Genomic DNA, 26,004 nt, shown 5'->3' with positions numbered 1-26,004 from the left:
ATATTTCTCAGCCAGAGGCCGTACTGCTTGATCAAAGAGCGATCCTTTTGCCAAACCTGTACTGATTGATTGGCATTAACCAGGATAAGTCGCTCCCCATTATCGGTAAACAGCAGGCCCTGCAGCGGGGCTTGTTTTCCGTCAAAATGGCCCAAGAGCTGGTTATCCTTTTGGGACCACAGACGCACCGTTTTGCCCGCGCTGGTGGCAAAGGTAGTGAGATCGGGGCTAAAGGCTGCCGAGGTGATGAGTTGGGATTGTAGTTGCTTAAGATCCTGAGTTTTCAGAGAGGTGCCGTCCAAATTCCATTGCTGCCAGGTCTGATGATTGGTAATGGTATTGAGGAGTGGCCCCGCTGAATTTTGATTAAACTGCAGGGCCGTAACGGCCCCTTGATGTGCTAGGGTTTGCTGCAGCGTGCCATCGGTTTTCCACAGGCGTACCGTTTGGTCTGCACTCCCCGACGCCAAAAGACTGCCGTCTGGATTAAAGGCCAGGACTGCGATTGAACCTTTATGCCCTGCTAGGGTTTGCTGCAGCGTGCCATCAGTTTTCCACAGGCGCACTGCTTGGTCTGCACTCCCCGACGCAAAGGTTTTCCCATCGCTGCTGAAGGCCAAACTCGTCACTGCCCCTTCATGACCGTTCAGGGTATTAACCAACGTGCCATCAGCTTTCCAGAGCTTAATCGTTTGGTCTGCACTACCAGAGGCAATTAATTCGCCATCGGGACTAAAGGCTAAGGCCGTAATTGGACCTTGATGCCCTTCGAGGTACTTAACGACCGTTCCCTTATCATCCCAGAGGGTGACGGTGTTTGTTCCGCCTGTAATCACCTGTTTACCATCCGGCTGGATGGCTACAGCAGTGGTCTTCTTACTATTGAGGGTCGTAACGGGACTGCGATCGCCCCAGGTATTGCCCAACCCAAATTCTTGTCGCAGTTCTTCCAGCCGTTCTGGCGACATTTGGGGATCATTTTTAAACCGATCGAGGTAGTCACCGGGTGCGAGATCGACGATATAAAAGGTCAGTAGCGATGCCAAAAACAGGGTGATCAGACCTTGAAACACCCGCCTAACGGTGTATCCGAAAAGTTCGCTACCGATAACTAGTACTCCACTAATGCATTGATGGGGCAGTCGGGCAGTTTTTGCCGCCCTGCTAAACCTGTCAGCTCGATAATAAACCCAAACCCGACGAGAGTGCAGTTTAGGGGGTCAAGGAGTTGGGCCGTAGCCGCAGCCGTGCCCCCCGTTGCCAGGAGGTCATCTACGACCAGCACCCGACTGCCAGCGGGACAGGCATCTTGGTGAATTTCCAGGCGATCCGTACCGTACTCCAGTGCATATTCCTGGGCATGGACGGCAGCAGGAAGCTTACCGGGTTTGCGAACGGGGACAAATCCAGCCCCAAGTTGATAGGCCAAGGGTGCGCCAAAAATAAAGCCCCTGGACTCAATTCCTACGACATAATCAATGGATTGATCGCTGTAATCATCCGTAAACTGATCAATGACGTAACGAAGACCGTCGGGATTTTGCAATAAGGTCGTAATGTCTCGAAACAAAATGCCAGGCTTAGGAAAATCGGGAATATTGCGAATCAGTGACTTGAGATCCATAGGTGTTGTGATGTGACGCAAGGTGAATAGGAAAGATGACCTTTTATCCTGATTAAAGGACAGGAGACGGTACGTCAGAAATCGTACACTAATGTGGTTGACCATCTGGACGCTTCTGCCAATCCCTTTTAATCCCCAGCCAAATCAGGTCGGATTGGATGTGAACTTTTAGCGAAACGCATCGTCGAGGGGCTTTTGCGGGCAGTCTAGATCTGGATGCCAATGCTAAGGTTTCCTCAGTCGTTCGAACATATCTTTCGTATTCTTGTCGTAATGGAATCGTAATGCAAGCCGATAGCCCCACTGAACAATTCGTTTCTCCCATCCTCAAGACCCTGTCCGATCCAGATGTTCCCAACCAAGTTTGTCCTCGACGAACCCGGATTCAACTCGATTTTGTGTTGCTGGCCATCGAAGCATTAGACCTCTATGCCTCGGAATTGATGTTGATGAGCTTGGAAGAACTGCAGCTCCAAGATGTGATTGAAAATCGAGTGGACTTTTGGCAGTCTCGCAATACCAATCCGCTACGGCGATCGCACCAGCGAGACCCCCTCAGTCTAGATAAGGCCAAAGCCCTGGTGGCTGTGGGATGCCATATTGCTCGTCGGCAAACCGCCCAGGTGCGCCAGCTCCTCAACGTCCAGCGGCAGCTCGCCGAGAAACAGCTCACCCCCGATCACAGTGTGCCGTTAGCCAATTATTTAGAGCGATTTCGCCGTCATTTTCGCAGTCGGATGAATCCAAATCGGACCGCTATTGCGGATTACAAAGAAAATGAGCGGCTAGATGAGCTGGCTTTAAGCTTGCTAGAACAGGTGCTATTTTGTACCGGAACTGCCGGAATGGAGCGATTTTGGTCTAGTCTGTTTGATGGAGAAGTGGCCTAACCCCAATGACCGTTCAACGCCAATTTATTTTGCCCAACTGTACCCTCTACCTAGAAGGCATCAGTAATTCCGTTTCCGATGCTGCCATCGGAGGCTCCTTAGATGTCCTTCTGCGGCTGGAATGCCAATTTGGAGATTTAAAGCAGCCCCTCACGGGCGGCTTAGATCTGCTGAATAGCCTGATTCAAGCCACTAACCAATGTACCCAGTCCTGGATGAGTGGTGTCCCCCATCGTCGGCTAACCAAGCTCAATCAAGATCAGTCTGCCGTGCATCTATTGCCCAAAACAGAAGACGGGTTTGAACTAACCATTCCCACGGAGCTCCTCAACGAAACGCCCAGCGGCGCAGAGGATCCGATTCGGGTCAACTTAACGACGCTGCAGCTTTTTGATCTGGTCGAAGCCTTGGATCAGCTCCTGGCCGATCAGCAGACCTTGCCTAATCTGTCTTTGGCGGTGCGGCCTCTCTCGCGCTCAGAAGCGGCTTCCGGTCAGGCTCTGCAAAAATCTACCCCCGCTGTGTTGGGGGCCGCGAGTATTGCGATCGCAGCTTCAGCCTTCTACTTTCTACCCGTTCCCCAAGCCAGCAAGCCGCCAAAAGATCCGCCAAAAGCCGCACCCACAAGTACCGAAACGCCTGCCCCAGGGACCGCCCCTCCTGGCGTCTCGCCTCCTGCAATCCCGGTATCGCCTACCTCTGGAGAATCCCCCACACCGGGTGAAACACCTGCTGCATCTCCCAGCCCGGAGAGCACTGAGGCATCTCCAAGTCCAGAGGCTTCGCCGAGTCCAGAGGCTTCGCCAGAACCGGAAGCATTTCCTTAACGTCCTACCTATTAACTCAAGTTGCACCTAAAAATTCGCGAGCGTCATGAACCGATCTGTCTGGGCAATCGTTACGGCTCTGTGGAGTATGGGGGGTGTCTCTGCTCTCGCAGCACCACGCCCGGTTGATCGCACGGTTAACTGCGACATTTTAGTCGTGGGGGGTGGTCTGGCAGGGGTTGCCACCACCTATGAAGCTTTAATGGCAGGGCGTCAGGTGTGTATGACGGAGCTAACAGACTGGTGGGGCGGCCAAATTTCGTCCCAGGGCACTTCAGCCTTAGATGAAACCGTAGGCCAACGCACTCGCGGGATTTTCCCCAGAGGCTATGCCCAATTTCGCCAGCGATTGATTGAGGTATCAGGACGCGATCGCCCCGGCGATTGCTGGGTCAGCCTGGTCTGCTTTTTACCCCAACAGGGGCATACCCTCCTTCTAGACATGCTGAAAATAGCGGAAGCCGAAGGTGAAGGCAAGCTCCATCTATTTCCCAATACGGTGGTCAAGTCTCTAGCAACCAATTCTGGTGGTGATTTAATTTCCTCAGTCCGAGCCATTCAGCATCAGCCTGCCCCCGGAGCACCCCCTCTCAATACCTATCCCCTCTCCCAAACTCTGGCTGACAGCTACACCGAAGAAGATTCGGATCGCTTTACCAAAACGATTCTGCAATTCCAGCCGCCCGCCACCGGGCAATGGATCGTGGTAGAGGCCACAGAAACGGGGGAATTGCTGGCGCTAGCAGACCTCCCCTATCGCTTGGGCATTGATCCACGGTCCCATCTAGAGCCGTCATCCTCCAGCAAACAGGCTGACCCTTACTGCACCCAGGCCAGCACCTATACCTTTGCCATGCAGGCCACTGCAACTCCGCCAGTTCATCAGCCGCCTGCGTTCTACCCTGAATATGAGCCGTTCTATAGTTTTGACAAACCTCGCTATGCCCAAACGCCCAACCTAGTCTTTAGCTATCGCCGTATTTTTAGCGTCCAACCAGGCACCGCAGATGAGGAGGTGAATGTAGGCGATATCTCCATGCAGAACTGGGGTGGAGGCAATGACTACGGACCTGGCACCGCCCAAGACAACCTGATTTTGACCCGAGACCAGCTGCTGGCGGAAGGGCAGCTCCAAGATTGGCAGGGGGGTTTACGGATTGCCAGTTTGCAGGGGGGTGAGGAATTAGCTCAGGGCTATTTCTACTGGCTGGTAGCCGGGACCACGGATTCTAAGGTGGCAGACCCTCCCAAGCAGCCTTGGCCCAATCTCAAATACTTAAAAGGGCTAGATTCGCCGATGGGAACGGCGCACGGTTTGTCCAAGTTTCCCTATATGCGGGAGAGTCGGCGCTTAATTAGTCGCTACAGCTATGGCTATCCTCAAGGTTTTGTGATTACGGAAACGGATGTCTCTAAGCAGGATTTCCGGTTGCCCTATTACCGCAACACCCTATCGGGACCGGACTACCGGAATTTGATTACCCGGATGGCGGGGTTAAAAACTCTGGATGTAATTTTGGATCGCGTGCCGCTAGCAGAAGTGGAGCTGCGAACCAGATCTCGCATTTATCCGGACAGTGTGGGTATTGGTCACTATCCGATTGATTTCCATCCCTGTATGCAGCTTAGTCCTCCCCAAGCGCCAGGCAATCAAGAACGGCCAGGGGAACGTCAGGGGGCGACGCAAACCTATCCCTATCAAATTCCCCTGCGGGCGATGATTCCACATCGGATCAATAATTTGCTGGTGACGGGGAAGAGTATTGCCACGAGTCACATTAGTGCGGCGACTTATCGGGTCCATAGTTTTGAATGGTCGTCGGGGGCGGCAGCGGGAACGACGGCGGCGTTTGTGCTGGATCAGGGGGTATTGCCCTATCAGTTGGTGGAGAATTTGCCCCGCCGAAGTCCGAGGTTGGAGAAGCTACAGGCGATTTTGAATCGAAATCAAAATCCAACGGCGTTTCCAGATATGTCGATTTTTAATCTGAACTGGAAGAATTGGTGAGGCTTAGAATGATTGGAGTTAGGCTTAGGTAACGCTCAGCTCTCACCTCTTGATTGCTAAATTGTAGACATAGAAAATTGGCAATGCTGAATCCTATTGAGTATTTGGAGTACTTGAAGACAGTGCAAGGAATTCTTGAAGGGCTAAAAGAATTTGACCAAGGCCAGGGACAGCCTGCAACTGAAGCACTGGCAGGATTACGAACTAGGCTCAATGCCGAGCTGAATCAATCATTAACTATCCAAGATCAAGGCCGCTCTTGGGAGATTGTTGACTATGACCACTTTCATGCCATTGCCATCCACAACGGAAGATCAGCGTGTGATTCTCCCCAGTGTGTCTTGGCAGCAGTATGAGGGGTTGTTATCAACGCTAGAGGATTATCCTGGGTTGCGCTTGTTGTACTTGCAGGGAAATTTAGAGATTTTTAGGCCTTCGCCTGAACATGAAATGCTGAAGAAGGTGATTGCCCGCTTGCTGGAGCGGTATGCAGAAGAGGTAGATACCCCGCTGCATGGATATGGATCGACGACGTTTCGGCTGGAAGCTAAGGCAAGAGGGCTGGAGCCGGATGAGTGTTATTGCGTGCAGGGATTGAAGGATTTGCCTGATTTTGCGATTGAGGTGAATTTGACGAGTGGGGGGGGGAGATAAGCTGGAGATGTATCAGGGGTTGGGGGTGCCAGAGGTTTTGATTTGGCAGGATGATCGGCTTCAGCTTTTTGATTTGCGTGAAAGGATGGAAGTTGTGACTCGTAGCCAGTTTTTTTCTGACCTGGATTTTGAGATATTGGCCCAATTTGTGCAGCCCCAAGACCAACCGCAGGCCGTGAAAGATTTTCTGCAAGAACTACACGCTTTGAACAGTTAGCCACCAGATGCTTGTGAACGTACAGGCTTGATAATTCACACAACTGAGTCACAATCCTTCTAGAATTGCAGACAGAGTGTTCATGGCCTCGGTATCTAGTGCTTATAAGTCAGATTTACAACGCCTTTAATCCGACCCCTTTACCCGCCAATTCCAAATTGTATGTGGATTGCAAGGAGGTGCGAGGAGGCAGCAATGTGTTGATCGAGCTGGGAAAAACCATACGATTTTCAGATGAGCCGACCTGTCAGCTCTATACTGGTCACCGAGGTGGGGGTAAATCAACGGAGCTGTTGCGGCTAAAACAAGATCTGGAAACTAAAGGCTGCACGGTCGTTTATTTCTCGGCAGAAGATCAAGACATTAACCCAGAGGATGTCGAGTATACCGATATTCTGATCGCGTGCACGAGGCATTTACTAGAAACTATCCGGGAAGCTGACCCCAAACCGGTTCTGAGCTGGTTTCAAGAGCGTAAAAAGGCTTTTGAAGATTTGATGTTGACGGAAATTAACCTGAGCAATGCGGGGGCAGAGGTCGGTGTCGGTGATCTGGGCAAAATTACTGCCAGCTTTAAAACTCAGCCGACCCAGCGGGCCAAGCTACGCAAGGCACTGAATCCTTATACGGAGAAACTCATCGCCGCTCTGAATCAGTTTATTGATGATGCGAAGCAGAAACTGCCTGCTGATAAACAGCGGTTGGTCTTGATTGCGGATGGTCTAGAAAAGGTAACGTTGATTACGAATGAAGGAGGGCGCACAAATCACGAAGAGATTTTTATTGATCGGGCTGAACAGTTAAAGGGTTTGGCATGTGATGTCATCTACACGGTGCCTATTTCTCTAGCGTTGTCGCGTAGAGCTACCGATTTACTAGAGATCTATGATGGTACGTTGCCTGTTTTGCCCATGATTATGACCCATACTCGGAATAATGATGGCTTTGCAGATGGAATCAAAAAGCTGCAGCAAATTATTAGAATGCGGATCGATTCCATCGAAGATGCTAACAGACTGGCCCTGGAAACGGACGTGTTCGACAGTGCCGAGACGCTCAATAAGCTCTGCGAAATGAGTGGAGGACATGTGCGGAATCTAGTGCTGCTGGTGCAAACAGCGATTAAGTACAATGAAGAAGAGTCGCTACCCATTGATGCTGAGGCCCTCCAGCAAGCGATTCGGCAATTACGCAAGACCTATCGAGACACCGTAGATTCTGATCAGTGGGATCTATTGGCTGGCGTTCATACCACTAAACAAATTATCAATGACGATGCTCATCGGAGTTTGTTATTCACTCGTTGTCTGTTGGAATATTGTGAAGAGGAGTCTTGGCATGATGTTCATCCTCTGTTGAAAGACGTTTCTGAATTTAAGGCGGCATTCAAGCAAATGCAGGATCAGACTAAACGCTCTCGTGAGCAAGTGAATGACTCGTAGCCAGTCCACAACATCAAGCTCTATCGATTGGAGTGAAGAACCCAAGATAGACCCGCAAAAAGAATATCGGGCATTGATTCGTTCGATTCAATATACCCAGGGTTTTGGGTTATTGTTTGTGCGATGCGCGCCCGTGGAAGCAGAACAGCTTATCAAACGGGTGCAAGAGGATGTTGGAGGGAATCAGTCTGTCTCTACTCAGGGAAAAACAATCGAGGTTTTACGGTTACAAGCCTCCATCGATAACCTTTATGAAATTGTTGCGGCCTTACCTAATAAGGACCAAATTGATGTCCTATTTATTACTGGCATTGAAAAATCACTGATTTCTGACATTAAGCCGGGTTATCAAGGGGAGGGGGAATATTACAACCTCAACACACTACCCCGCATCCTTGGTCATTTGAATCTACAGCGGGAGCGTTTTAGAGATGACTTTGATATTTGCTTTATCTTCTTAGTACCCTTATTTGCTCTGAAATACTTTACAAGACGAGCACCTGACTTTTTTGATTGGCGTTCTGGGGTTTGGGAGTTTGGAACTAACTCACACCTCTTGCAACAGGAATCATTACGAATTACTCAGGAAGGAGATTTTGACAAGTATTTAGCCCTCTCACCACTAGAGCGAACCCAAAAAATTATAGAAATTCAAGAACTAATTGATGATATTCATGCTATTTCACGAGAACAAGTAGATTTGTTCTTTGAGCTAGGAAATCTTTTTGCTGCTGGAGCTGATTATCAATCCGCGATCGCAAGCTATGACAAAGCCCTCCAATTCAAGCCAGATTACGATTTAGCCTGGAACCACCGAGGCGTTTCACTACGTAGATTAGGACGACACGAAGAGGCGATCGCAAGCTATGACAAAGCCCTCGAATTCAAGCCGGATTACGATTTAGCCTGGAACAACCGAGGCGTTGCCCTGGGGAATTTAGGCCGATACGAAGAGGCGATCTCAAGCTATGACAAAGCCCTCCAATTCAAGCCGGATGACGATGAAGCCTGGAACAACCGAGGCGTTGCCCTGGGGAATTTAGGACGATTCGAAGAGGAGATCGCAAGCTATGACAAAGCCCTCGAATTCAAGCCAGATAAAGATGAAGCCTGGAACAACCGAGGCGTTGCCCTGGGGAATTTAGGACGATTCGAAGAGGCGATCGCAAGCTATGATAAAGCCCTCCAATTCAAGCCGGATGACGATCAAGCCTGGTACAACCGAGGCGTTGCCCTGGGGAATTTAGGCCGATTCGAAGAGGAGATCGCAAGCTATGACAAAGCCCTCGAATTCAAGCCAGATAAAGATGAAGCCTGGAACAACCGAGGCAATGCACTTCAGAATTTAGGACGATACGAAGAGGAGATCGCAAGCTATGACAAAGCCCTCGAATTCAAGCCAGATAAAGATGAAGCCTGGAACAACCGAGGCGTTGCCCTGGGGAATTTAGGCCGATACGAAGAAGCGATCGCAAGCTATGACAAAGCCCTCCAATTCAAGCCGGATTACGATTTAGCCTGGAACAACCGAGGCAATGCACTTCAGAATTTAGGACGATACGAAGAAGCGATCGCAAGCTATGACAAAGCCCTCCAATTCAAGCCAGATAAAGATGAAGCCTGGAACAACCGAGGCAATGCACTTCAGAATTTAGGACGATACGAAGAAGCGATCGCAAGCTATGACAAAGCCCTCGAATTCAAGCCAGATAAAGATGAAGCCTGGAACAACCGAGGCATTGCCCTGGGGAAGTTAGGCCGATACGAAGAAGCGATCGCAAGCTATGACAAAGCCCTCCAATTCAAGCCGGATGACGATCAAGCCTGGAACAACCGAGGCGTTGCCCTGGGGAATTTAGGACGATTCGAAGAGGCGATCACAAGCTATGACAAAGCTCTCCAATTCAAGCCGGATAAAGATGATGCTTTTTATAACAAAGCTTGTTGCTATGCCTTACAAGCCAACCCTGAAGCCGCAGTAGAAAACTTAAAGATTGCCATTTCCTTAGCACCAGAAGAGAATCGGGAAATGGCAAAAACTGACTCCGATTTTGACCCTATTCGGGACAACGAAGCTTTTCAAGCTCTATTAACGCCCTAACCCCAATTACCGCCCTTCTTTTACCGCCCTCCTCTGAACTCTCGTCTATGATTGAGGCAGGTCATTCAGCAGGGCTACCATGCAAACCGCAGCAGCCAAAACCCGATACACTCCCGAAGAATACCTGGCTTTAGAAGAACAAGCTGATTTCAAAAGCGAATATCACAATGGCAAGATTATTCCCATGACGGGAGCATCCTTCAACCACAATCGCATCATTACCCGCCTATGTGCCTACCTACTGCAAGCCCTTCAAGGCAAAAACTACGAACCCTTTAGTAGCGATGTGCGCCTGTGGATCGCCAAATATCATAAATTTACCTACCCCGACCTGATGGTGATTCAGGGTCAACCCCAACCCTATCAAGATCGCACCGACACCCTTACCAACCCCAAACTCATCATTGAGGTTCTCTCCAAATCAACCCAAGACTATGATCAAGGAGATAAATTCAAGTACTATCGCTCCATTCCAGACTTGCAAGAATATTTGCTGATTAATCAATACGACCTAGAAGTAAAGCAATACATCAAAACCGACAGCGATTTCTGGATGTTTCGCGCCTATGAGACTGCTTCCGATACCATCGCCCTAGCTTCCATTGATGTCGAACTCACAGTTGCCACCCTCTACGAAGGCATCACCTTTGAACCCGCAAAGTCTTAGCCCCAGAAACACCAGCCAAACCTCACCCAAACATCTCAGCAGCCCATCCCCTCTCGGGAGGGGTGCCCAACGGGCGGGGTGGGTCAGAAGAATAGCGCCAGCCGCAAACCCACCCCTAACCCCTCCCAGGAGGGGAAAGTAGCCTACATTATTCGGTTACTCGCCTTACTCTTCTAATCGCAAAACCTTCGAATAAATCAAATCGCAGCGCTCCGTCTCAATCCCTGTCGCAGGCAAATACCCGCTACTCTCATACAGCTTCACCGCCTCCTTCAACACCGAGGCTGTCTCAATCCAAACCTCTCGAAACCCTTGAGCCACAATTTCCTGCTCCAACCGCTCCAATAACCAACGCCCTAAACCCTGCCCTCGGACCTGAGGCAACAAATACATCTTGCGAATCTCTACCGTGCCTACCCCTCGACTCACCGGGTAAAACGCCGCCGTTCCCACCACCTGGCCCTGCTGCTCTACTACCCAAAAGGCCCCCCCGACCTGAACATAGGCCGTCTCCACCTCATACACATCGCGATCTGCCCCATCTGGCTCCCAACCAATCCCGTACTCCGCCAGCACCGACCGAATCACTGCCGCCGCCACCTGCCGATCCGAGGGTTGCCAGGATCGAATCACAAAATCACGAAATTGGTCCTGCATTAGCTATGAATCCGGGGGTGAGGGTGAAGAGTCGCTAGCAACTCACTTTCAACCGTGGCCAACTCCTGCAGGCGGGCTGTCACCACATCTACTTCAAAATAAGTCGTTGCTAAGACCCAGTAGGCCCCATAGTGTCTGGCCTCCGACGCCATTAAACTGCGATAAAACTTCGCCAACTCTGGATCTGGCAAATGCTGGGCCAGCAACCCCAACCGCTCATGGCTACGGGCTTCAATCAGTCCTGAGACCAGCAGCATATCTAGCAGCCGCTCTGGCTCATCTCGGCGGACTTGGGCACTAAGTTTCGAGCCATAGGGAGGGGCTGGGAGAGGCGCTAAAGCAATGCCCCGCCGATCCAACCACTGATTCACCAGCTCAAAATGCTCCAGCTCCTCCCTAGCAATCGCTGTCAGCATCCGTACCAGCTTGGTATAAGATGGATACCGAAACATCATATTGACCGCCACCCCCGCTGCCTTACGCTCACAGTGGGAGTGATCCAGCAAAATTGTGTCTAGATTCTGCAGGGCCTGGTCAATCCAGTCTGGGCGCGTGGGTTGCTGCAAAAACTTAATTTTGGGTTGCGCCCGCTCAAGCGTATCAGTGGGCAGCGTTGAATCAATCATCGTGTTGGCATTGAATTTACCCTTCTTTACCTTAATCGCTGGCAGACGGCTTGCCTACTGTCGGATTTTGATTTTTACTCACGGGGGATCTAGAGTGATGAGAACGCCTGCTGAGGGACTCATCAATATGAAACTGCGATCGCAACTCTGGCGCATTCTCAATCCGTTCCATCGTCTGTCAAAACGACTGCGGTTTATTTTGCTGAGTCTGCTCGTTTGCTTGAGTGTGATCGGCAGCTATTGGGTCTGGGCTCAGCAGCCCGTTCGTCTATCCATGATGCTCCAAGCCCAGGAAATTCCCAACTGGCAACTAATCGTTGACGACTTTGAAGCCCAAAACCCCAATGTCAAAATTGATCTGATTGAAGGCCCTAACGCCACCAATCTGCGGGAAGACCTTTATACCACGTCTTTTCTGCTGGGCGATTCTCCCTACGACTTGATCTATATGGATATCGTCTGGGCTCCCAAATTTGCCGCTGCGGGATGGCTGTTAGACATTTCCGAACGAATTTCCGAGGAAGAACTGGCAGAGTTTATGCAAGGAGATGTGGATGGAGGCCGCTATGAAGAGGGGCTCTATCGGATGCCCTTTCGCTCCGATGGGGGCATGCTCTACTATCGTCAGGATTTACTCGCCGAAGCAGGCTTTGACCCCCCCGAAACTACTGCCGAGCTGCTTCAAATCTCCAAAGCCCTCCAATCCCAGGGCAAAGCTGAATGGGGCTATCTCTGGCAGGGCAAGCAGTATGAAGGGGCGGCAGCGATGTTTGTGGAAATGTTGGAAGGCTTCGGTGGCTATTGGGTAAATCCCGAGACAAAAGAGGTGGGGTTAGATACCAAAGCCGCGATCGCAGCCGTCCAATTTCTGCAAACCACCGTCGCCGACAAAATTTCTCCCCCCGGGACCACCGCCACGGATGAAGAAGTGGCCCGCAACCTCTTTCAAACGGGCAACGCCGTCTTTATGCGCAACTGGCCCTATGCCTGGAAGCTTGGCAACGACCCTGGCTCCAGCATTCAAGGGAAATTTGGCATCAAGCCGATGGTTCATGCGGCAGGCTTTAAGAGTGGGGCTTGTCAGGGGGGCTGGGGCGTCGGTATCTCTAAAACCACTCGCCACCCCGATGAAGCCTGGAAAGCAGTCCAATACTTCAGCAGCACTGAAGCCCAACGTAAGTTTATTTTGGCCTCTGGCTTTGTTCCCAGTCGTAAAGCCCTGTTTACGGATCCAGCGTTAGTGGCGGAGTACCAATACTTGCCCGACTTACAAAAAGTGATTGAAAGCTCAGTGCTCCGTCCACCGATTGCCCAGTATGCTCAGGCTTCCGATATCTTGCAGCGCTATTTGAGTGCCGCCTTAACGGGACAACAAACCCCCGCTCAGGCGATGCAAGCTGCGGCCCAAGAAACCCGACAGCTTTTGAAAACCTGATTGAGTGTCAGACAGGAATCGTCACCGCAACCCGGAATCCAATATCATTCACCCGATTATTTGGGGTATAGCGATTCCGGTTGGCGGCTCGGCAGTATCTCGGCTTGTTGTACCAGGATCCGCCTCGGAGCACCCTCGGATCACTATCTTTTGTGGTCATCCAAGGGCGACCATCCACCGGGGCTCCATCATAATTGCGATGCCAGCAATCTAGACACCACTCATAGACATTGCCATGCATATCGTAAAGGCCAAACGAATTCGGTGGAAAACGCCCCACTGGCGTTGTGGATTCGCGATAAACCCCTTTTGGACCATTGCCATAGGTGGCCTGTCCTTGGTAATTAGCCTGTTGGGAGGTTAGGGTGGGACCGTAGGAAAACGGGGTTACGGTGCCAGCCCGACAAGCATACTCCCACTCCGCTTCACTGGGTAATCGATATTCACGCCCAGTTTTTTGGGTAAGACGGGCACAGAATTCGATGGCGTCTCGCCAGGATACTTGCTCGACCGGGTATGACCCTCCCTTAAATTTAGACGGATCATAATGCAATTCTTGGGACACTTTGGGTAAGGCAGCAACCGCTCGCCACTGCAGTTGCGTCACTACAAATTTCCCCAGAAAAAACGGTGCAATCTCCACGGCATGGTAGGGCCCTTCACTGGTATCCCGGTGCAGTTCTTGGCTTGGCGACCCCATCATAAAGCGCCCCCCCGGGATGGCAATCATCTCCAACTTGACCCCATTCCCTAGCTTTTCATGGAAAAACTCGGCTTCCTGCTGCCGACGTTTCTCTATTTCTCCCTGGTCATTAACCGTAACCACTTCAAACTGGAAGGTTCTCAAAAGCGGATGCTGAGTCGACAGCACCGTTTGGGGCGGCAGAGAAACGGGCCGATTATGGGGTTGACTCGAAACCAGTTTCGTGGGGGCGACAGACAGTTGAGATAGGGTTTTAGGAGGGGTGCTGGATACTTGGATAATGTGCTTCGCTTGTAAATCTGCCAGAACAGCCGCTGCCGAACCGTACCGCTGTCGTAAATCGTTCTGCAACAATTTATCTAAGATGGCCCTTAATTGAGAGCTTAAGGGAATTTGAACATGCTGCTGCCAATGGCTAATCCAGCTATAGCCGTACTGTAAGAAAAACGTATAGGGAACCTTATGGGTCATCAATTGAAAACAGGAGACACCCAGGCTAAACAGATCGCTCGCTGGAATGGATTTGCCTTCTTGCATTTGCTCCAAGGCAGCATAGCCCTGGGAGCCTAGCGTCGTCCCTGTCTTCATCAGCATTGATTCTGTAAAGCGGCGGGACACCCCAAAATCGATGAGCACAAACTTGCCATCCGTATTCCGACGCATAATGTTTTCGGGTTTTAGATCCCGGTGAATCACCCCTTGAACATGAATATCCCGCAAGACTGGCAGAATATTTAACAACAGTTCCCGAATTTTGGCTTCTCCAAAAATGCCATTCTGCTGCAGTTCCTTCAGCAAGGTATGTCCTTCCACAAATTCCTGCGCCAAGTAAAGGTTGGCGCCTTCTGTAAAGTAGGCATATAGGGTTGGAATTTGGGGATTTTTGCCCAATTGCTGGAGCTGTTGGGCTTCCTGAGTAAATAGTTCTTCTGCCCGCTGAATCGCCCAGGTTCCTTGGGATTGATAGGCTAATTGCTTCACCACACAGCGCTGATGGTGATTATGGGTATCTTCTGCCAAGTAGATTTTGCCAAACCCCCCCCGATCTAGAGGTTTTAGGATTTTGAACCGATCACTTAACAACGGGATTAAACGTAGACCACAATGCTGACAATGCTGATGCGTGTCAGGGTTTAGCGGCTTTTCACAATCAGGATTAAGGCAACAGAGCATTGCAAAACCAGTGAGGAGGGAGCAAAAGCCTTTTCTAGCCCACTTTAGCCTTGAATTAGGGAAAATGAGAGGTGGTGCTTAAAGTTTTTTTATCTCGCTGCAACAACACAAACATCAAGGAACATCGCTTTCGTAGCCAAAACTGTTTCAGGCGGATGGGGCGTCATCTACTATTCTAGAGGGAAGTTCGACGATTTATTTGTGCCGAGAGAATCTATGCCCAACCTCAACACTGAACGCAGTCGAGAACGGTTGACAGGTTGGTTCCTGATTGCCCCCGCGCTGCTTCTCTTGTTATTGGTCTTTGCTTATCCCATTGGCCGAGCCTTTTGGTTAAGTTTATTTACTAAAAATCTTGGCACAAATTTACAGCCTGTATTTGCGGGGGCCGGGAATTACAGCCGGATGATGGGTGATGGTCGGTTTTGGCAAAGTATTTGGAATACCACGTTTTTTACTGCGATCGCAGTCAGCATCGAAATGATTCTGGGCATGGGTGTTGCCCTCGTCCTCAACCAAACCTTTCGGGGGCGAGGACTGGCCAGAACCATTGCCATTTTGCCCTGGGCCTTACCCACCGCTCTGATTGGCTTGACCTGGACCTGGATTTTTAACGACCAGTACGGGGTATTGAACGATATGTTGCTTCGGCTGCCTATATTAGAATGGTTGGAGCAACTGCGTAGTGGTACCTTGAGTCTTCCAAGGTTTCTGAGATGGTTTCCTATACTCCTGCGTTGGATTTTCCCAAACTCGATACCAGTACCCCCCTTTAATTGGTTGGGAGATCCCACCCTGGCGATGTTTGCCACCATCGCTGCTGATATTTGGAAAACCACCTCGTTTGTCGCCATCTTGCTACTGGCAGGATTACAGTCCATTCCTGAGGATCTCTACGAAGCCCATGCCATTGATGGGGCGACACCTTTCCAGAGCTTTCGCCAAATCACCCTACCTCTGTTGATGCCGCAAATCTTGATTGCCGTCTTGTTCCGGTTTGCCCAGTCCTTTGGCGTCTTTGATCTGATTAAAGTGATGACGGAAGGGGGACCTGCCGGGGCGACGGAAATGGTATCTATTTATATTTACGCGACCGTCATGCGCTACCTTGACTTTGGCTATGGGGCAGCGTTAGTGGTCGTCACCTTTTTAGTCTTGATTGTGGCGGTTGCGATCGCAACCTTCCTGCTCTCCAAACTCCGCACCCATATTTCAGGAGCCCAGTAACCAATGACGACCGACTCACCGTCCACGCCAGCTCAATCGTCTGGCTCTCTCAAAGGGCTGCTTTTGGCTGGCTCCGTTTTCTTGGTGATTCTATTTAGTCTAGCCCCCGTCTTGTGGCAGCTCTTGACCTCATTAAAAGTGAATGAGGATATTTCCCAGGTTCCCAATATCTATATTCCCCTGCGATATACTCTGCAGCATTATGCAGAACTGCTCAGTCGTCGCCCTTTTGCCAGCTATCTATTTAACAGCAGCTTAGTTGCCATCACCTCTACCCTGTTGTGTCTGGGCATTGGCTCTCCTGCCGCCTATGCCTTAGCCCGACTGCGGCTACCGGGAGAGCAGATTATTCTTGCTGCCGTATTAATTGTTACATTGTTTCCTTACATTCTGCTATTTCTCGGACTACTAGAAATCGTCCAAGTTTTGCACCTCGCCAACAACTATCTAGCGCTGATTATTCCTTATACCGCTATCAATTTACCCTTGACTATTTTGGTGATGCGCAGCTTCTTTCAACAGTTACCCAGAGATTTAGAAGATGCGGCCAAAGTCGATGGCTACAACACGGTGCAGATGCTCTGGCAAATCGTATTGCCCACCACATTGCCCGCTCTGGTTACCACCGGCATTCTGGCCTTTATTTTTGCCTGGAATGAGTTTATCTTTGCCCTGACGTTTATTACGCGCGAAAGTATGAAGACCATTCCTGTGGCTGCAGCGCAAATCGGCGGTTCATCAGTCTTTGAAATTCCCTACGGTCCAATTGCCGCCGCCACCGTGTTAGGCACCATCCCTCTCGTTTTGCTAGTCCTTTTTTTTCAACGCAAGATTATTCAAGGTCTCACAGCAGGAGCGGTCAAAGGCTAGTTTGCTCGCTCTATTCCTAGCCTAAAATTGCATCCATATTTTTCATTTTTCATAAGATAATTTAACGGTTGTTTTCATCTGGGCACTCCTGCAAAAAAGAGTAGTCCTAGGCCACCCCTATCTGATTTAATGCAAGAATCAAGGACTTTCTTGGGTGCAAGTTTATGCGGTTTCGATTCTCCAATACGCTTCTGATTATCGTTATGTTTGTCAGCGTTGTGACGTGGAATGCCATTCAACCGGCAGCATGGTCCCAGGCGATAACGGATACGCCCTCTAGCAATCTCATTGCTCAGGCTAATGCAGGTGAAGAATTCACTGTGCCAGATCTACCCTATAGCTACTTTGCACTGGAGAAATACATTGACACCAAAACCATGAGAATCCATCATGACCTGCATCATGCGGGGTATGTGAAAAATTTGAATGCTGCGATCGCAAAACACCCCAACCTAACGGGTCAGTCCGTCGAAAAGCTGCTCACCAATCTCAATACGGTGCCCGAAGATATCCGGACCGCTGTGCGCAACAATGGAGGGGGGCATGCCAATCACACCTTATTTTGGGCCAGCATGACGCCCGATTCTGAGGGTAAACCGATAGGCAAAGTTGGGGAAGCGATTGAGGAGACCTTCGGCAGTTTTGTCGCCTTCCAAGAAGCGTTTAAAAAAGCAGGCTTAACTCAGTTTGGGAGCGGCTGGGCCTGGCTGGTTCTGACTCAAGATGGCAAACTCGCCGTCACCAGCACCCCCAACCAAGACAGCCCCCTCCTAGAGGGCAATATTCCCCTGTTAGGCAATGATGTTTGGGAACATGCCTACTATCTGAAATATCAAAATCGACGCGGGGACTATTTGGATGCCTGGTGGAATGTCGTCAACTGGGCGGAAGTAGAAGCACGCTATCAAGCTGCGACTTAAACCATCCCCAGTATCCTCAATGGGCTAGCCGATTGCCGTCCGCGCCCCTATCTTGCGACACTGCTAGGTTGCAAAAGCGTTGTATCGATGTCGGGTGAATTGCTTAGGGCTGGCCCCATTTTTAATCGGTCCCTCAATCCAAGTAAGTTAAGGATATAAAAGTCCACAAATACAGTCGGAATGCTTTGGGAACAATTGACGACTCATCCAATGCTTCAGGATAGCGTCGTTATGGTGATTACCCTGCTGCTAGCCCTAGGCTGGTTGCGAATGATGGATGCCCTGGCAGCCCATCATGGATTGGAGCAAAAACTTAGCCGCAAGATTATTCATATCGGCACGGGGCCACTGTTTGTTCTTTGCTGGCCCTTTTTCAGTCCTCAGCCCAGCGCCCGCTACTTTGCTGCCCTGGTGCCCCTAGCCATTACCCTCCAATTTATTGGCATTGGCATGGGCTGGATTCAAGACCCCGAGGCCGTCCAGGCCATGACCCGTAATGGCGATCCCCAAGAAATTCTCAAAGGCCCACTGTTTTATGGCCTGGTATTTGTAGCTTGTACCCTTGGATTTTGGCGCACTTCCCCCGTTGGAATTCTGGCCTTAATGATGATGTGCGGGGGAGATGGCTTGGCCGATATTGTGGGGCGACGGTTGGGGGTTCACAAACTGCCCTTTAGTCCCGAGAAAAGCTGGGCAGGATCTGCGGCGATGTTTGCGGGTAGCTTTCTCTTTGCCTTGAGTTTCCTCAGCTTGTTCAACCGCTTGAACTATTTTCAGCCTCCCTTGGCTGGCCCGGCCAGCATTGTGGCAGCGATTGCCTTGATCGTGACCCTCGTCGAAGCCTTACCCTTCCGAGATATTGATAACCTCACCCTGACTGGTGTGGCTGTGGCCTTGGGCCTCTGGTGGTTTTAGGAATGGGCTAACGCTAGACGTTCTGTAGCTGGAGAGGAGGGGGTAAACCGCTGCCAGCTAAAATTGGCCAGACAAGGATCCGCCTGGCCCGTCATGATCAGATCCGTGATCAGATGGGCCGTGATGGGGGTTAACAGAATGCCATTCCGGTAATGTCCGGTCGCCAAAATCAGGTTGTCATAGGGACTATGCCCTAAGATAGGCCATTCATCCGGGGTCGCGGGTCGAAAGCCCCACCAACACTTTTCCAAGGGATAATCCGCCAGGGGGGGATAGAGACGAAGGGCGGTTGCCAGGAGGGATTGGAGTCCGCCTGGGGTGTTGTAAGCGGCAAACCCCACCTCTTCGCTGGTTGCCCCCACGACGATGCGTCCATTGTGGCGCGGGACGATATAGGTCCCTGGCCCAAATAGAACTTTGTTTAAGGTTTGCCTGGGCGCCTGTACCGCAAATAACTGGCCTTTGCGGGGGGTGACGGGGATAGGCAGCAGTTCCTGGGACCAAGATCCCGTTGCCAACAGATAGGTTTGAGCTTGCCAAGGTCCGATGGTGGTTTGCACCTGTTGGATTTGGTGGTTTTTCGTCTCAAATCCTGTGACATTCACCCCTTCTTCTAGCGTGACCCCGAGCTGTTGGGCGGCTTGGAGTAACACCTGGGCCAATCGCTGGTTATTGACCTGGGCATCTTGGGGAAACCACCAACCCCCAATGATGTCTGGACTAAGGTTGGATTGATACTGGTGGATGGTGGTGCGATCGCACCATTCTGCATCCCCCGTAAATCGCGGCGGGGCATCCGCATAGGTCGGTGCTAAAATCCCGCAGGGCCAGTATCCCGTTTCTAAGCCTGTGAGGTCCGTCAGTTGGCTGGTCCACTCGGGATAGAGGTCTCGACTTTGCAGACACAGATCTAGCATGGGACCCGGCTCTAAGCCTTCTGCTTGAGGGGCTAGCATTCCTGCGGCGGCGTGGAGGGCCGCTTCTTGGAAATTACGGCTGAGGATCGTGACTTGTGCCCCTTGGCGAGTGAGTTCGATGGCTGTGGCTAAACCCATCGCGCCACCGCCAATCACTAAGACATCGGAACTGGAATTCATTTATTTCTGAGGTAGGGGGTGAGAAGATACGTTAGCGGTCTAGCTGCACAAAAACAGACGACTAAACTTTCCCCGAACCCTATTCTAATCCGCGTTTGACATGACTCAACTGCCCATTGCTGCCTTTATTGCTGCTGCTCGTTCCGGTCGGCTGATTAGTTTCCCCACCGATACGGTTCCGGCTTTGGCCGCTCGTCCCGACCAAGCTTCGCAAATCTTTGCAGCCAAGCAACGACAGCCGGATAAACCTCTAATCTTGATGGGAGCTTCTCCAGAGGCGCTTTGGCCTTATGTGCGTGGGAATGAGCAGGAGACTAGGCAATGGCAACAGATGGCGGCTGACTATTGGCCAGGGGCGTTGACGTTAGTGTTACCGGCCTGCGATCGCGTCCCTCCAGCCATGAATCCACTCAATCCCGATAGTATTGGGATTCGGGTACCTAATTCCAAGGTGGCGCAAATGATTTTGCAGCAGACCGGCCCCTTAGCCACCACCAGCATCAATCGCTCCGGGCAGCCTGCATTAACCAATGTTCAGGACATCAATCAACACTTTCCTGAGGTATTCACTCCTCTAGCGAACCTTTGGCCCGAACCTCAATCGTCAGATCCACTGCCCTCGACGGTTACCAAATGGACGGGGCAAGGTTGGGAGGTATTGCGTCAGGGAGCTGTCCAGATTTAGGTGAAGAGGTCCCCAACAGGGGCAAAGCCCTGACGTTGAATATTTTCAGTCACCACTCTTGGCTCCATAAATTGCAGTAGGTAATCCCTTCCTCCAGCTTTGGACCCAACACCAGAGCATTTGAACCCACCGAAGGGTTGCCGATCTACGATGGCTCCAGTAATACTGCGATTGATGTATAAATTCCCCACCTCAACGTTGGCTTTGGCGAACTCAATATGAGACGGTGTGCGGGAGTACAGGCCACCCGTTAGGGCATAGGGAGTGTTGTTTGCGACTGCGATCGCATCCTCAAACGTCTGCACACGAATTACGGAAAGGACTGGACCAAAGATTTCCTGCTGAGCAATTTGGGCTTGCGGCGGCACCTCACTAAAAATGACAGGCCCCACAAAGTAACCAGGCTCTGGAGCAGTCCGCTCTAAGACCACTTTTGCCTCGGTTTTGCCTAGAGCAATATAGTCGCGAATCTTAGCTTGCGCCTCTGCCATGGTGACTGGCCCCACCGTGGTACCGGCTCGATCAGTGGCTCCGATATTCAAGGATTGGGCGGCCTCGACCAACCGCTTCAAGAAAGGGTCATAAATACGGTCGAGGACAATAACGCGGGAGCAGGCCGAACATTTCTGGCCACTATAGCCAAAGGCGGATCGTATCACCCCTGCGATCGCCTGATCTAAATCGGCACTGTGGTCAATAATGATCGCATTTTTGCCTCCCATCTCTGCAATCACCCGCTTCAGATGGGTTTGGCCTGGACGCAGAACCGCAGCGTCCGCATAAATTTGGCTGCCCACAGCTTGTGAGCCGGTAAAGGCAATCAAATGGACCCGTGAATGTTGGATAAGATAGGGGCCAATCTCAGCTCCAGGCCCCGGCAAGTACTGATAGACCCCGGCGGGAAAACCTGCCTCTATCAGGATCTCGGTTAACTTAGCCGCCACCACAGTCGCTGGAGCCGCAGGCTTAAGAATCGTACAATTCCCCGCCACCAATGCCGCCACGGTCATACCTGTGGCAATCGCTAGAGGAAAATTCCAGGGAGCAATAACCACCGCCAAGCCCCGTCCCCGATAGGCATAGCGATTGGTCTCACCCGGTAAATCTCGACTGTAGCCTGCCGCTAACCGTTCCATTTCATCGGCATAGTACCGACAGAAATCAATTGCTTCTGAAACTTCTGCATCGGCTTCCGGTAACACTTTGCCTACTTCCAGCACAATCCAGGCAGCCAGCTTGTGGCGACGCTGTTCCATTAAGTCGGCGGCTCGACGGAGAAGTCTGACCCGCTCCTGGGTAGAGGTTTTTTGCCAATGGGCCATCGCAATGGTCGCCGCTTTTATTGCTTGTTCAGCCTGCGGAATCATAGCCTGTCCGACCTGACCAATCATCTGGGTGGGTTGAGAAGGATTGACGGAAGGCTGAATTTGGTCTGTAATCACTGCCTGTCCTGCAATCCAAGGCCAGTAGGTTTTCCCTAATTCCTGACGAACCTGTTGTAAAGCTTGCTGGGCCTGCTCTCGGGCTGTGGCTTGAGAATAATCTGTGTTGGCAATGTTGTGAAAGGGAGTATTGTCAGACAGATCGAGCGGGGTAGGGTGCTGAATAACTGAGTGTTGCTGATCCTCATGCCTGACCTGTGGCGGCGCTATAAGGGTTGCTGGATCTGGACTCTCAACCCGTTGCCGGAGAAATGAGGTATTAGCAGTGTTTTCCAATAATCGTCGGATCAGGTAGGCCATACCTGGGAGGAGTGGGCCATAGGGACAATACACTCGGACCCGATGCCCAAGATTAGCTATCGCTGTGGTCAGTGGATCGGCCATCCCGTAGAGGACCTGGAGTTCATAGTGATGCTTGGGGATTTGCAGGTGGTTTGCAATTGCAATGGCATGGGCTTGCGATCTCACATTGTGGCTACCAATGGCAGCGGTTACAACCTTATGGTTCTCCAATAATGTCAAAGTCATGGCTTCAAAGTTGGCATCCGTCTCCGCTTTGTCATTAAAGACGGGCTGAGGCCAATGGTTTTGAATCGCCTTAATTGTTTCTTGATCCCAATAGGCTCCTTTCACCAGGCGAATCGTGATCGGTGCGCCCCGCTCCTGCGCCCAGTCGATCAACGCTTGCAAATCCTGCTGGCTATCGCGCAGATAGGCTTGGAGTGTAAGACCCACATCCGTTCGGTCTCTAAATTCCGGCTCTAACAGCAGGTCTTTCAGAATGGTAAGCGTCAGATCCTTATAGACATACTGCTCCATATCAAAGTGAACCGCGACCCCCAGCTTTTGGGCGTGACGCAGAAGGGTGCGGAGGTGCTGACTGACTATTTCCTGACTCCCTTGGGCATCAAGCGGATCAAATTGAGAGTAAAAGGCAGTCAGTTTAACGGAAACCTGAACTTTGGGCAAGGCCACTCCCTCAGCCCTATCGATGGGGGCAATGTCTGGCCAGGCTTGCGCTGCCTGGGCGAGCTGGGTCATCAGGTGCAGATACCCCTGAAGATAAGCAGTTGCTTCTACTTCCGTGATTACTGCTTCCCCCAGTCGGTCGAGGGTAAAAGCCAAACGACGTTGTCGCAGTTGCACCAAACGCGGCAACGTTTGCGGTAAAGTTTCCCCCACAATGTAGCGACGGGCCAAGGTGGAGACCACTGATTTGAAAGTCACTGCTGCCACCTTCCCCAAGATCGAGTGGGGTTGAGCCCAAGACAGTAGTGTGTTTAGCCCTGTAGATAATTTGAGTTCAGGGAGTGATAGATATTCCTGTAAGTGACGAGTAATATCGGCGTTGTCCGTAAGAGAGGGCAACACATCAATTAGGCGAAAGATCTGGACTTGCAATGCCGGATTCGTCATGGCCCAAGCCAGTAGTCGATCATCCCAGTGAGGTTGCATCCACAGTTCTGTCGCAAAAGATGATGGGCGACTCATCTCATTCATCAACAGGCGAGCAATACGTTGGGTCTCCGGCTCAAGGAGTTCGCAGGTATTGGTGATCAATCATCTCCCCCTATCCAATGCAGTTGGAATACAACTTACTCCCATTATTATGATTAGACCCTATAGACGCTGGCCTGTAGGTTGGTTTTTCCCGCATCCTTATACATCTCAGCTGTCAAACAGGCCACTTTGAATCTCTGAAGATGGCTGGTCAAGGGAGTAAGATTTTTGCAATGATACCCAAACGGATGGCAAATTTTCTCATGCACGCACCCACATAGAGAGGAGTAGCTGTGCCTAGCTGGGCTTTGACTAAGCCAGGAACCCCAAATAAGGTCTTTTCAAGGCAAACCATAGGTACTTAACCGAACTTATTGCGAACATGTGCTTAATTGCCTCCCTGCCCTGGTATGGTCCTGTCTGGTGATTGATCCCCCTTTCTGCGTATAGCTCTACTCAGCCTTCTATAGCGGTGGCATTACACCCTGGTTAGATTTGCTGAGGATGCCAGTTGGCGCCATGATGTTTATTTCGCTAATGAGCAACCATTCTTTAGTCTTGCAGCGATCATTAATCTCAGAATCTTACTTTGAGAGTTCTTTTTGGAACATTGAGTCGACAGGTTGAGATGCTTTAGAGTATATTATTAAGTAAGTAATTGCTTAATAATTAATGGCTCGTCCTCCTAAAATTTCAAATGAAGATATCTTGGCTGCAGCCCGACAAGTCTTTCTAGAACAAGGGATGGGGGCTTCAACGCTCGATATTGCTGAGCGGGCTGGAATTTCTGAAGCATCCATCTTTAAGCGGTTCTCGACCAAGCAAGCTTTATTTGTGGCAGCCATGGGTATCTTGGAGAAGCCTCAATGGGTAAAGGTCTTAGCGAATTATGAACCTACAGCTAATATTAAATCGGAACTTACCGATATTTGTGAACAAATGCTGGCGTTTTATCAAGACGTAATGCCCCGTATGTTGATGTTGATGACCCAAGGCAAATTGCCCGATCCACCGTCAATAGTGCCGCCGCCCATTCGCGATCGAAAACTCCTAGTTGGCTTTCTTGATCGAGCAGTGCAAGCAGGTCATCTACGAATCTGTGATACGCAGACCGTTGCACAGATAATTATTGGCACCATTATCAATACCGTTGTTACCCAACATATGATCCACAAATTATCTATCCAACCAGCTATGCAAAATTTTGTTCTTCCACCATCGGAAACACTTATCCAAAATTTGATTGAAACCTTATGGGTTGGGATTGCACCTGATTCATAAATTTTTTTATTTAATTTATAAGTAAGTACTTACAATTCCTCTTTTGAATATCTTGGAGGCCAATAGTGGTTTCGAGTCAAATACCAACACCAGAGACCCGTCAACCGTCAAAACACTATTCTTCGTGGCATCGGCTCCGATGGGGGGTCTTGGTGTTGATGCTGATGTTGGGTCCGGGGCGAATAGGTGTCCAATTTTTAATCAGTAGCAGAACGGCCTTCAGTACACAACCGCTGACGCAATCTGTGGAACGGAAAACGCTACCCGTGACGATTACCGCCAATGGAACAGTTTATGCAGCGCGGTCGATCAATCTCAGTCCTAAATCGGCTGGGGTGATTGAACAGCTATTAGTGCAGGAGGGGGATCGCGTTCGTCAAGGGCAGTTGGTGGCGAATATGGATGATTCTAATCTGCGAGGGCAACTGACTCAGATGCAGGGCCAGCTTGCCCAGCAAGAAGCAAACCTCCAACGACTACTGGCTGGAAATCGTCGAGAGGATATCGCTAAAGCCAAAGCTCAGCTCACGGAAGCCCGTGCCCAATTACAGCAATTGCAGACGGGAAGCCGTCCCCAGGAAGTTGCCCAGGCGGAGGCCCGTCTACAGCAAGCCCAAGCTACGTTAAAGCTAAGAGAAACGGATTGGCAGCGTTACCAGCAGCTTTATCAAGCAGGTGCAGTCTCCCGAGAAAGTCGCGATCAAAAACGGACGGATCGAGATGTTACTAAGAATCAGGTGCGAGAAGCGGAACAAGCTCTAGCTTTGCAGCAGGCAGGACCTCGTGCTGAAGAAGTGACTCAGGCAGGGGCCCGAGACACGCAGCAAGAACAAACCCTTGCAGTCCTCCAGGCGGGGAACCGAACAGAAGATATAGCCCAGGCTCGTGCCCAGGTCTTATCGGCCCAAGGGTCACTCGCAACGATTCAATCTCAGCTGTGGGATGCCAAAATCCTGGCTCCCTTCGATGGGGTGGTCACCCAAATTTATGCGGATGTGGGGGCTTTTGTGAGTCCGTCTATGGCTGGGAGTGGCATCTCCGCT

The 26,004-nt window shown here is 50.8% G+C and carries 23 protein-coding genes and 1 pseudogene; 17 read left to right on the top strand and 7 right to left on the bottom strand.

Annotated elements, in window-relative coordinates; all coding sequences use genetic code 11:
• Positions 1 to 185: 185 nt before the first annotated feature.
• Positions 186 to 968: pseudogene (locus tag Q0991_RS05350) on the bottom strand (WD40 repeat domain-containing protein); the annotation flags it as partial.
• A 143-nt stretch (positions 969 to 1,111) separates the two neighbouring features.
• Entirely contained in the window at positions 1,112 to 1,624 is a 513-nt protein-coding gene (locus tag Q0991_RS05345; RefSeq protein ID WP_299486193.1) for an adenine phosphoribosyltransferase, read from the bottom strand.
• A 284-nt stretch (positions 1,625 to 1,908) separates the two neighbouring features.
• Here Q0991_RS05345 and Q0991_RS05340 point away from each other — a divergent pair, with 284 nt between their 5' ends.
• The 9 genes from Q0991_RS05340 to Q0991_RS05300 all read left to right on the top strand — a co-directional run bounded on the left by Q0991_RS05340 (position 1,909) and on the right by Q0991_RS05300 (position 10,430).
• Positions 1,909 to 2,514 carry a DUF3038 domain-containing protein gene (locus tag Q0991_RS05340; RefSeq protein ID WP_299486191.1) on the top strand — a complete coding sequence of 202 codons (606 nt, stop codon included), beginning with the start codon at positions 1,909 to 1,911 and terminating at the stop codon, positions 2,512 to 2,514.
• A 5-nt stretch (positions 2,515 to 2,519) separates the two neighbouring features.
• The gene (locus tag Q0991_RS05335; RefSeq protein WP_299486189.1) at positions 2,520 to 3,341 is read left to right on the top strand and encodes a DUF4335 domain-containing protein; all 822 of its coding nucleotides are present in this window, start codon (positions 2,520 to 2,522) and stop codon (positions 3,339 to 3,341) included.
• 46 nt (positions 3,342 to 3,387) lie between these two features.
• A complete protein-coding gene (locus Q0991_RS05330; protein WP_299486187.1) occupies positions 3,388 to 5,349 on the top strand; it encodes an FAD-dependent oxidoreductase in 1,962 nt (653 codons plus the stop codon).
• A gap of 83 nt (positions 5,350 to 5,432) precedes the next feature.
• A complete protein-coding gene (locus Q0991_RS05325) occupies positions 5,433 to 5,705 on the top strand; it encodes a hypothetical protein (protein ID WP_299486185.1) in 273 nt (90 codons plus the stop codon).
• A complete protein-coding gene (locus Q0991_RS05320; protein ID WP_299486183.1) occupies positions 5,638 to 6,003 on the top strand; it encodes a Uma2 family endonuclease in 366 nt (121 codons plus the stop codon). Before Q0991_RS05325 ends, Q0991_RS05320 begins: the two co-directional genes overlap by 68 nt.
• Positions 6,004 to 6,010: 7 nt before the next feature.
• Positions 6,011 to 6,220 (top strand): hypothetical protein, encoded by a 210-nt coding sequence (locus tag Q0991_RS05315; RefSeq protein ID WP_299486181.1) that lies wholly within the window; start codon positions 6,011 to 6,013, stop codon positions 6,218 to 6,220.
• Between the two features lie 98 nt (positions 6,221 to 6,318).
• The gene (locus Q0991_RS05310) at positions 6,319 to 7,662 is read left to right on the top strand and encodes an AAA family ATPase (RefSeq protein ID WP_299486179.1); all 1,344 of its coding nucleotides are present in this window, start codon (positions 6,319 to 6,321) and stop codon (positions 7,660 to 7,662) included.
• The gene (locus Q0991_RS05305; protein ID WP_299486177.1) at positions 7,652 to 9,763 is read left to right on the top strand and encodes a tetratricopeptide repeat protein; all 2,112 of its coding nucleotides are present in this window, start codon (positions 7,652 to 7,654) and stop codon (positions 9,761 to 9,763) included. The genes Q0991_RS05310 and Q0991_RS05305 overlap by 11 nt, the downstream gene beginning before the upstream one ends.
• A 79-nt stretch (positions 9,764 to 9,842) precedes the next feature.
• Positions 9,843 to 10,430, top strand: a complete 588-nt coding sequence (locus Q0991_RS05300; RefSeq protein WP_299486175.1) for a Uma2 family endonuclease — start codon at positions 9,843 to 9,845, stop codon at positions 10,428 to 10,430.
• Between the two features lie 165 nt (positions 10,431 to 10,595).
• On the opposite strand, the gene Q0991_RS05295 is transcribed toward Q0991_RS05300, so the two are convergent.
• Entirely contained in the window at positions 10,596 to 11,087 is a 492-nt protein-coding gene (locus Q0991_RS05295; protein WP_299486172.1) for a GNAT family N-acetyltransferase, read from the bottom strand.
• Positions 11,087 to 11,713: a tRNA isopentenyl-2-thiomethyl-A-37 hydroxylase MiaE gene (miaE, locus tag Q0991_RS05290; protein WP_299486171.1), complete on the bottom strand. Its 627-nt coding sequence runs from the start codon at positions 11,711 to 11,713 to the stop codon at positions 11,087 to 11,089. Before miaE ends, Q0991_RS05295 begins: the two co-directional genes overlap by 1 nt.
• A gap of 97 nt (positions 11,714 to 11,810) precedes the next feature.
• Here miaE and Q0991_RS05285 point away from each other — a divergent pair, with 97 nt between their 5' ends.
• Entirely contained in the window at positions 11,811 to 13,148 is a 1,338-nt protein-coding gene (locus Q0991_RS05285) for an ABC transporter substrate-binding protein (RefSeq protein ID WP_299486169.1), read from the top strand.
• Between the two features lie 7 nt (positions 13,149 to 13,155).
• Here the strand turns inward: Q0991_RS05285 and Q0991_RS05280 are convergent, their stop codons facing one another.
• The gene (locus Q0991_RS05280; protein WP_299486167.1) at positions 13,156 to 15,024 is read right to left on the bottom strand and encodes a bifunctional serine/threonine-protein kinase/formylglycine-generating enzyme family protein; all 1,869 of its coding nucleotides are present in this window, start codon (positions 15,022 to 15,024) and stop codon (positions 13,156 to 13,158) included.
• A gap of 216 nt (positions 15,025 to 15,240) precedes the next feature.
• Between Q0991_RS05280 and Q0991_RS05275 the strand changes: the two genes are divergently transcribed.
• From Q0991_RS05275 to Q0991_RS05260, 4 genes are all read left to right on the top strand, one after another.
• Positions 15,241 to 16,251, top strand: coding sequence for a sugar ABC transporter permease (locus tag Q0991_RS05275; protein ID WP_299486166.1), 1,011 nt, complete (start codon positions 15,241 to 15,243; stop codon positions 16,249 to 16,251).
• A 3-nt stretch (positions 16,252 to 16,254) separates the two neighbouring features.
• Complete coding sequence (locus Q0991_RS05270) at positions 16,255 to 17,121, top strand: carbohydrate ABC transporter permease (protein WP_299486164.1); 867 nt, start codon at positions 16,255 to 16,257, stop codon at positions 17,119 to 17,121.
• A 164-nt stretch (positions 17,122 to 17,285) separates the two neighbouring features.
• On the top strand, positions 17,286 to 18,041 hold the full coding sequence (locus Q0991_RS05265; protein ID WP_299486163.1) for a superoxide dismutase: 756 nt from the start codon (positions 17,286 to 17,288) through the stop codon (positions 18,039 to 18,041).
• Between the two features lie 195 nt (positions 18,042 to 18,236).
• On the top strand, positions 18,237 to 18,956 hold the full coding sequence (locus tag Q0991_RS05260; RefSeq protein WP_299486162.1) for a phosphatidate cytidylyltransferase: 720 nt from the start codon (positions 18,237 to 18,239) through the stop codon (positions 18,954 to 18,956).
• Here the strand turns inward: Q0991_RS05260 and thiO are convergent.
• Complete coding sequence (gene thiO, locus Q0991_RS05255; RefSeq protein WP_299486160.1) at positions 18,953 to 20,053, bottom strand: glycine oxidase ThiO; 1,101 nt, start codon at positions 20,051 to 20,053, stop codon at positions 18,953 to 18,955. The genes Q0991_RS05260 and thiO overlap by 4 nt on opposite strands.
• Positions 20,054 to 20,153: 100 nt before the next feature.
• On the opposite strand from thiO, the gene Q0991_RS05250 reads away from it, so the two are divergent.
• Positions 20,154 to 20,738, top strand: coding sequence for an L-threonylcarbamoyladenylate synthase (locus tag Q0991_RS05250; RefSeq protein ID WP_299486158.1), 585 nt, complete (start codon positions 20,154 to 20,156; stop codon positions 20,736 to 20,738).
• On the opposite strand, the gene pruA is transcribed toward Q0991_RS05250, so the two are convergent.
• On the bottom strand, positions 20,735 to 23,740 hold the full coding sequence (pruA, locus tag Q0991_RS05245; protein ID WP_299486156.1) for an L-glutamate gamma-semialdehyde dehydrogenase: 3,006 nt from the start codon (positions 23,738 to 23,740) through the stop codon (positions 20,735 to 20,737). The two genes, Q0991_RS05250 and pruA, sit on opposite strands and share 4 nt — an antisense overlap.
• 612 nt (positions 23,741 to 24,352) lie before the next feature.
• Here pruA and Q0991_RS05240 point away from each other — a divergent pair.
• A complete protein-coding gene (locus Q0991_RS05240) occupies positions 24,353 to 24,961 on the top strand; it encodes a TetR/AcrR family transcriptional regulator (RefSeq protein WP_299486155.1) in 609 nt (202 codons plus the stop codon).
• A gap of 65 nt (positions 24,962 to 25,026) precedes the next feature.
• A partial coding sequence (locus Q0991_RS05235; protein ID WP_299486153.1) for a biotin/lipoyl-binding protein occupies positions 25,027 to 26,004 on the top strand: 978 nt, incomplete at its 3' end.

Origin of the sequence: Acaryochloris sp. IP29b_bin.137, assembly GCF_028285745.1 — a bacterium.
Lineage (GTDB): Bacteria > Cyanobacteriota > Cyanobacteriia > Thermosynechococcales > Thermosynechococcaceae > Acaryochloris.
The sequence above is the reverse complement of the archived record's forward strand: the minus strand, read 5'-3'. Positions and strand labels throughout refer to the sequence as shown.

Bases quoted from the DNA above. Each gene is read 5' to 3' on its own strand.
- Q0991_RS05345 (WP_299486193.1), bottom strand. From the start codon at position 1,624: ATGGATCTCAAGTCACTGATTCGCAATATTCCCGATTTTCCTAAGCCT.
- Q0991_RS05340 (WP_299486191.1), top strand. From the start codon at position 1,909: ATGCAAGCCGATAGCCCCACTGAACAATTCGTTTCTCCCATCCTCAAG.
- Q0991_RS05335 (WP_299486189.1), top strand. From the start codon at position 2,520: ATGACCGTTCAACGCCAATTTATTTTGCCCAACTGTACCCTCTACCTA.
- Q0991_RS05330 (WP_299486187.1), top strand. From the start codon at position 3,388: ATGAACCGATCTGTCTGGGCAATCGTTACGGCTCTGTGGAGTATGGGG.
- Q0991_RS05325 (WP_299486185.1), top strand. From the start codon at position 5,433: ATGCTGAATCCTATTGAGTATTTGGAGTACTTGAAGACAGTGCAAGGA.
- Q0991_RS05320 (WP_299486183.1), top strand. From the start codon at position 5,638: ATGCCATTGCCATCCACAACGGAAGATCAGCGTGTGATTCTCCCCAGT.
- Q0991_RS05315 (WP_299486181.1), top strand. From the start codon at position 6,011: ATGTATCAGGGGTTGGGGGTGCCAGAGGTTTTGATTTGGCAGGATGAT.
- Q0991_RS05305 (WP_299486177.1), top strand. From the start codon at position 7,652: ATGACTCGTAGCCAGTCCACAACATCAAGCTCTATCGATTGGAGTGAA.
- Q0991_RS05300 (WP_299486175.1), top strand. From the start codon at position 9,843: ATGCAAACCGCAGCAGCCAAAACCCGATACACTCCCGAAGAATACCTG.
- Q0991_RS05295 (WP_299486172.1), bottom strand. From the start codon at position 11,087: ATGCAGGACCAATTTCGTGATTTTGTGATTCGATCCTGGCAACCCTCG.
- miaE (WP_299486171.1), bottom strand. From the start codon at position 11,713: ATGATTGATTCAACGCTGCCCACTGATACGCTTGAGCGGGCGCAACCC.
- Q0991_RS05285 (WP_299486169.1), top strand. From the start codon at position 11,811: ATGAGAACGCCTGCTGAGGGACTCATCAATATGAAACTGCGATCGCAA.
- Q0991_RS05280 (WP_299486167.1), bottom strand. From the start codon at position 15,024: ATGCTCTGTTGCCTTAATCCTGATTGTGAAAAGCCGCTAAACCCTGAC.
- Q0991_RS05275 (WP_299486166.1), top strand. From the start codon at position 15,241: ATGCCCAACCTCAACACTGAACGCAGTCGAGAACGGTTGACAGGTTGG.
- Q0991_RS05270 (WP_299486164.1), top strand. From the start codon at position 16,255: ATGACGACCGACTCACCGTCCACGCCAGCTCAATCGTCTGGCTCTCTC.
- Q0991_RS05265 (WP_299486163.1), top strand. From the start codon at position 17,286: ATGCGGTTTCGATTCTCCAATACGCTTCTGATTATCGTTATGTTTGTC.
- thiO (WP_299486160.1), bottom strand. From the start codon at position 20,053: ATGAATTCCAGTTCCGATGTCTTAGTGATTGGCGGTGGCGCGATGGGT.
- Q0991_RS05250 (WP_299486158.1), top strand. From the start codon at position 20,154: ATGACTCAACTGCCCATTGCTGCCTTTATTGCTGCTGCTCGTTCCGGT.
- Q0991_RS05240 (WP_299486155.1), top strand. From the start codon at position 24,353: ATGGCTCGTCCTCCTAAAATTTCAAATGAAGATATCTTGGCTGCAGCC.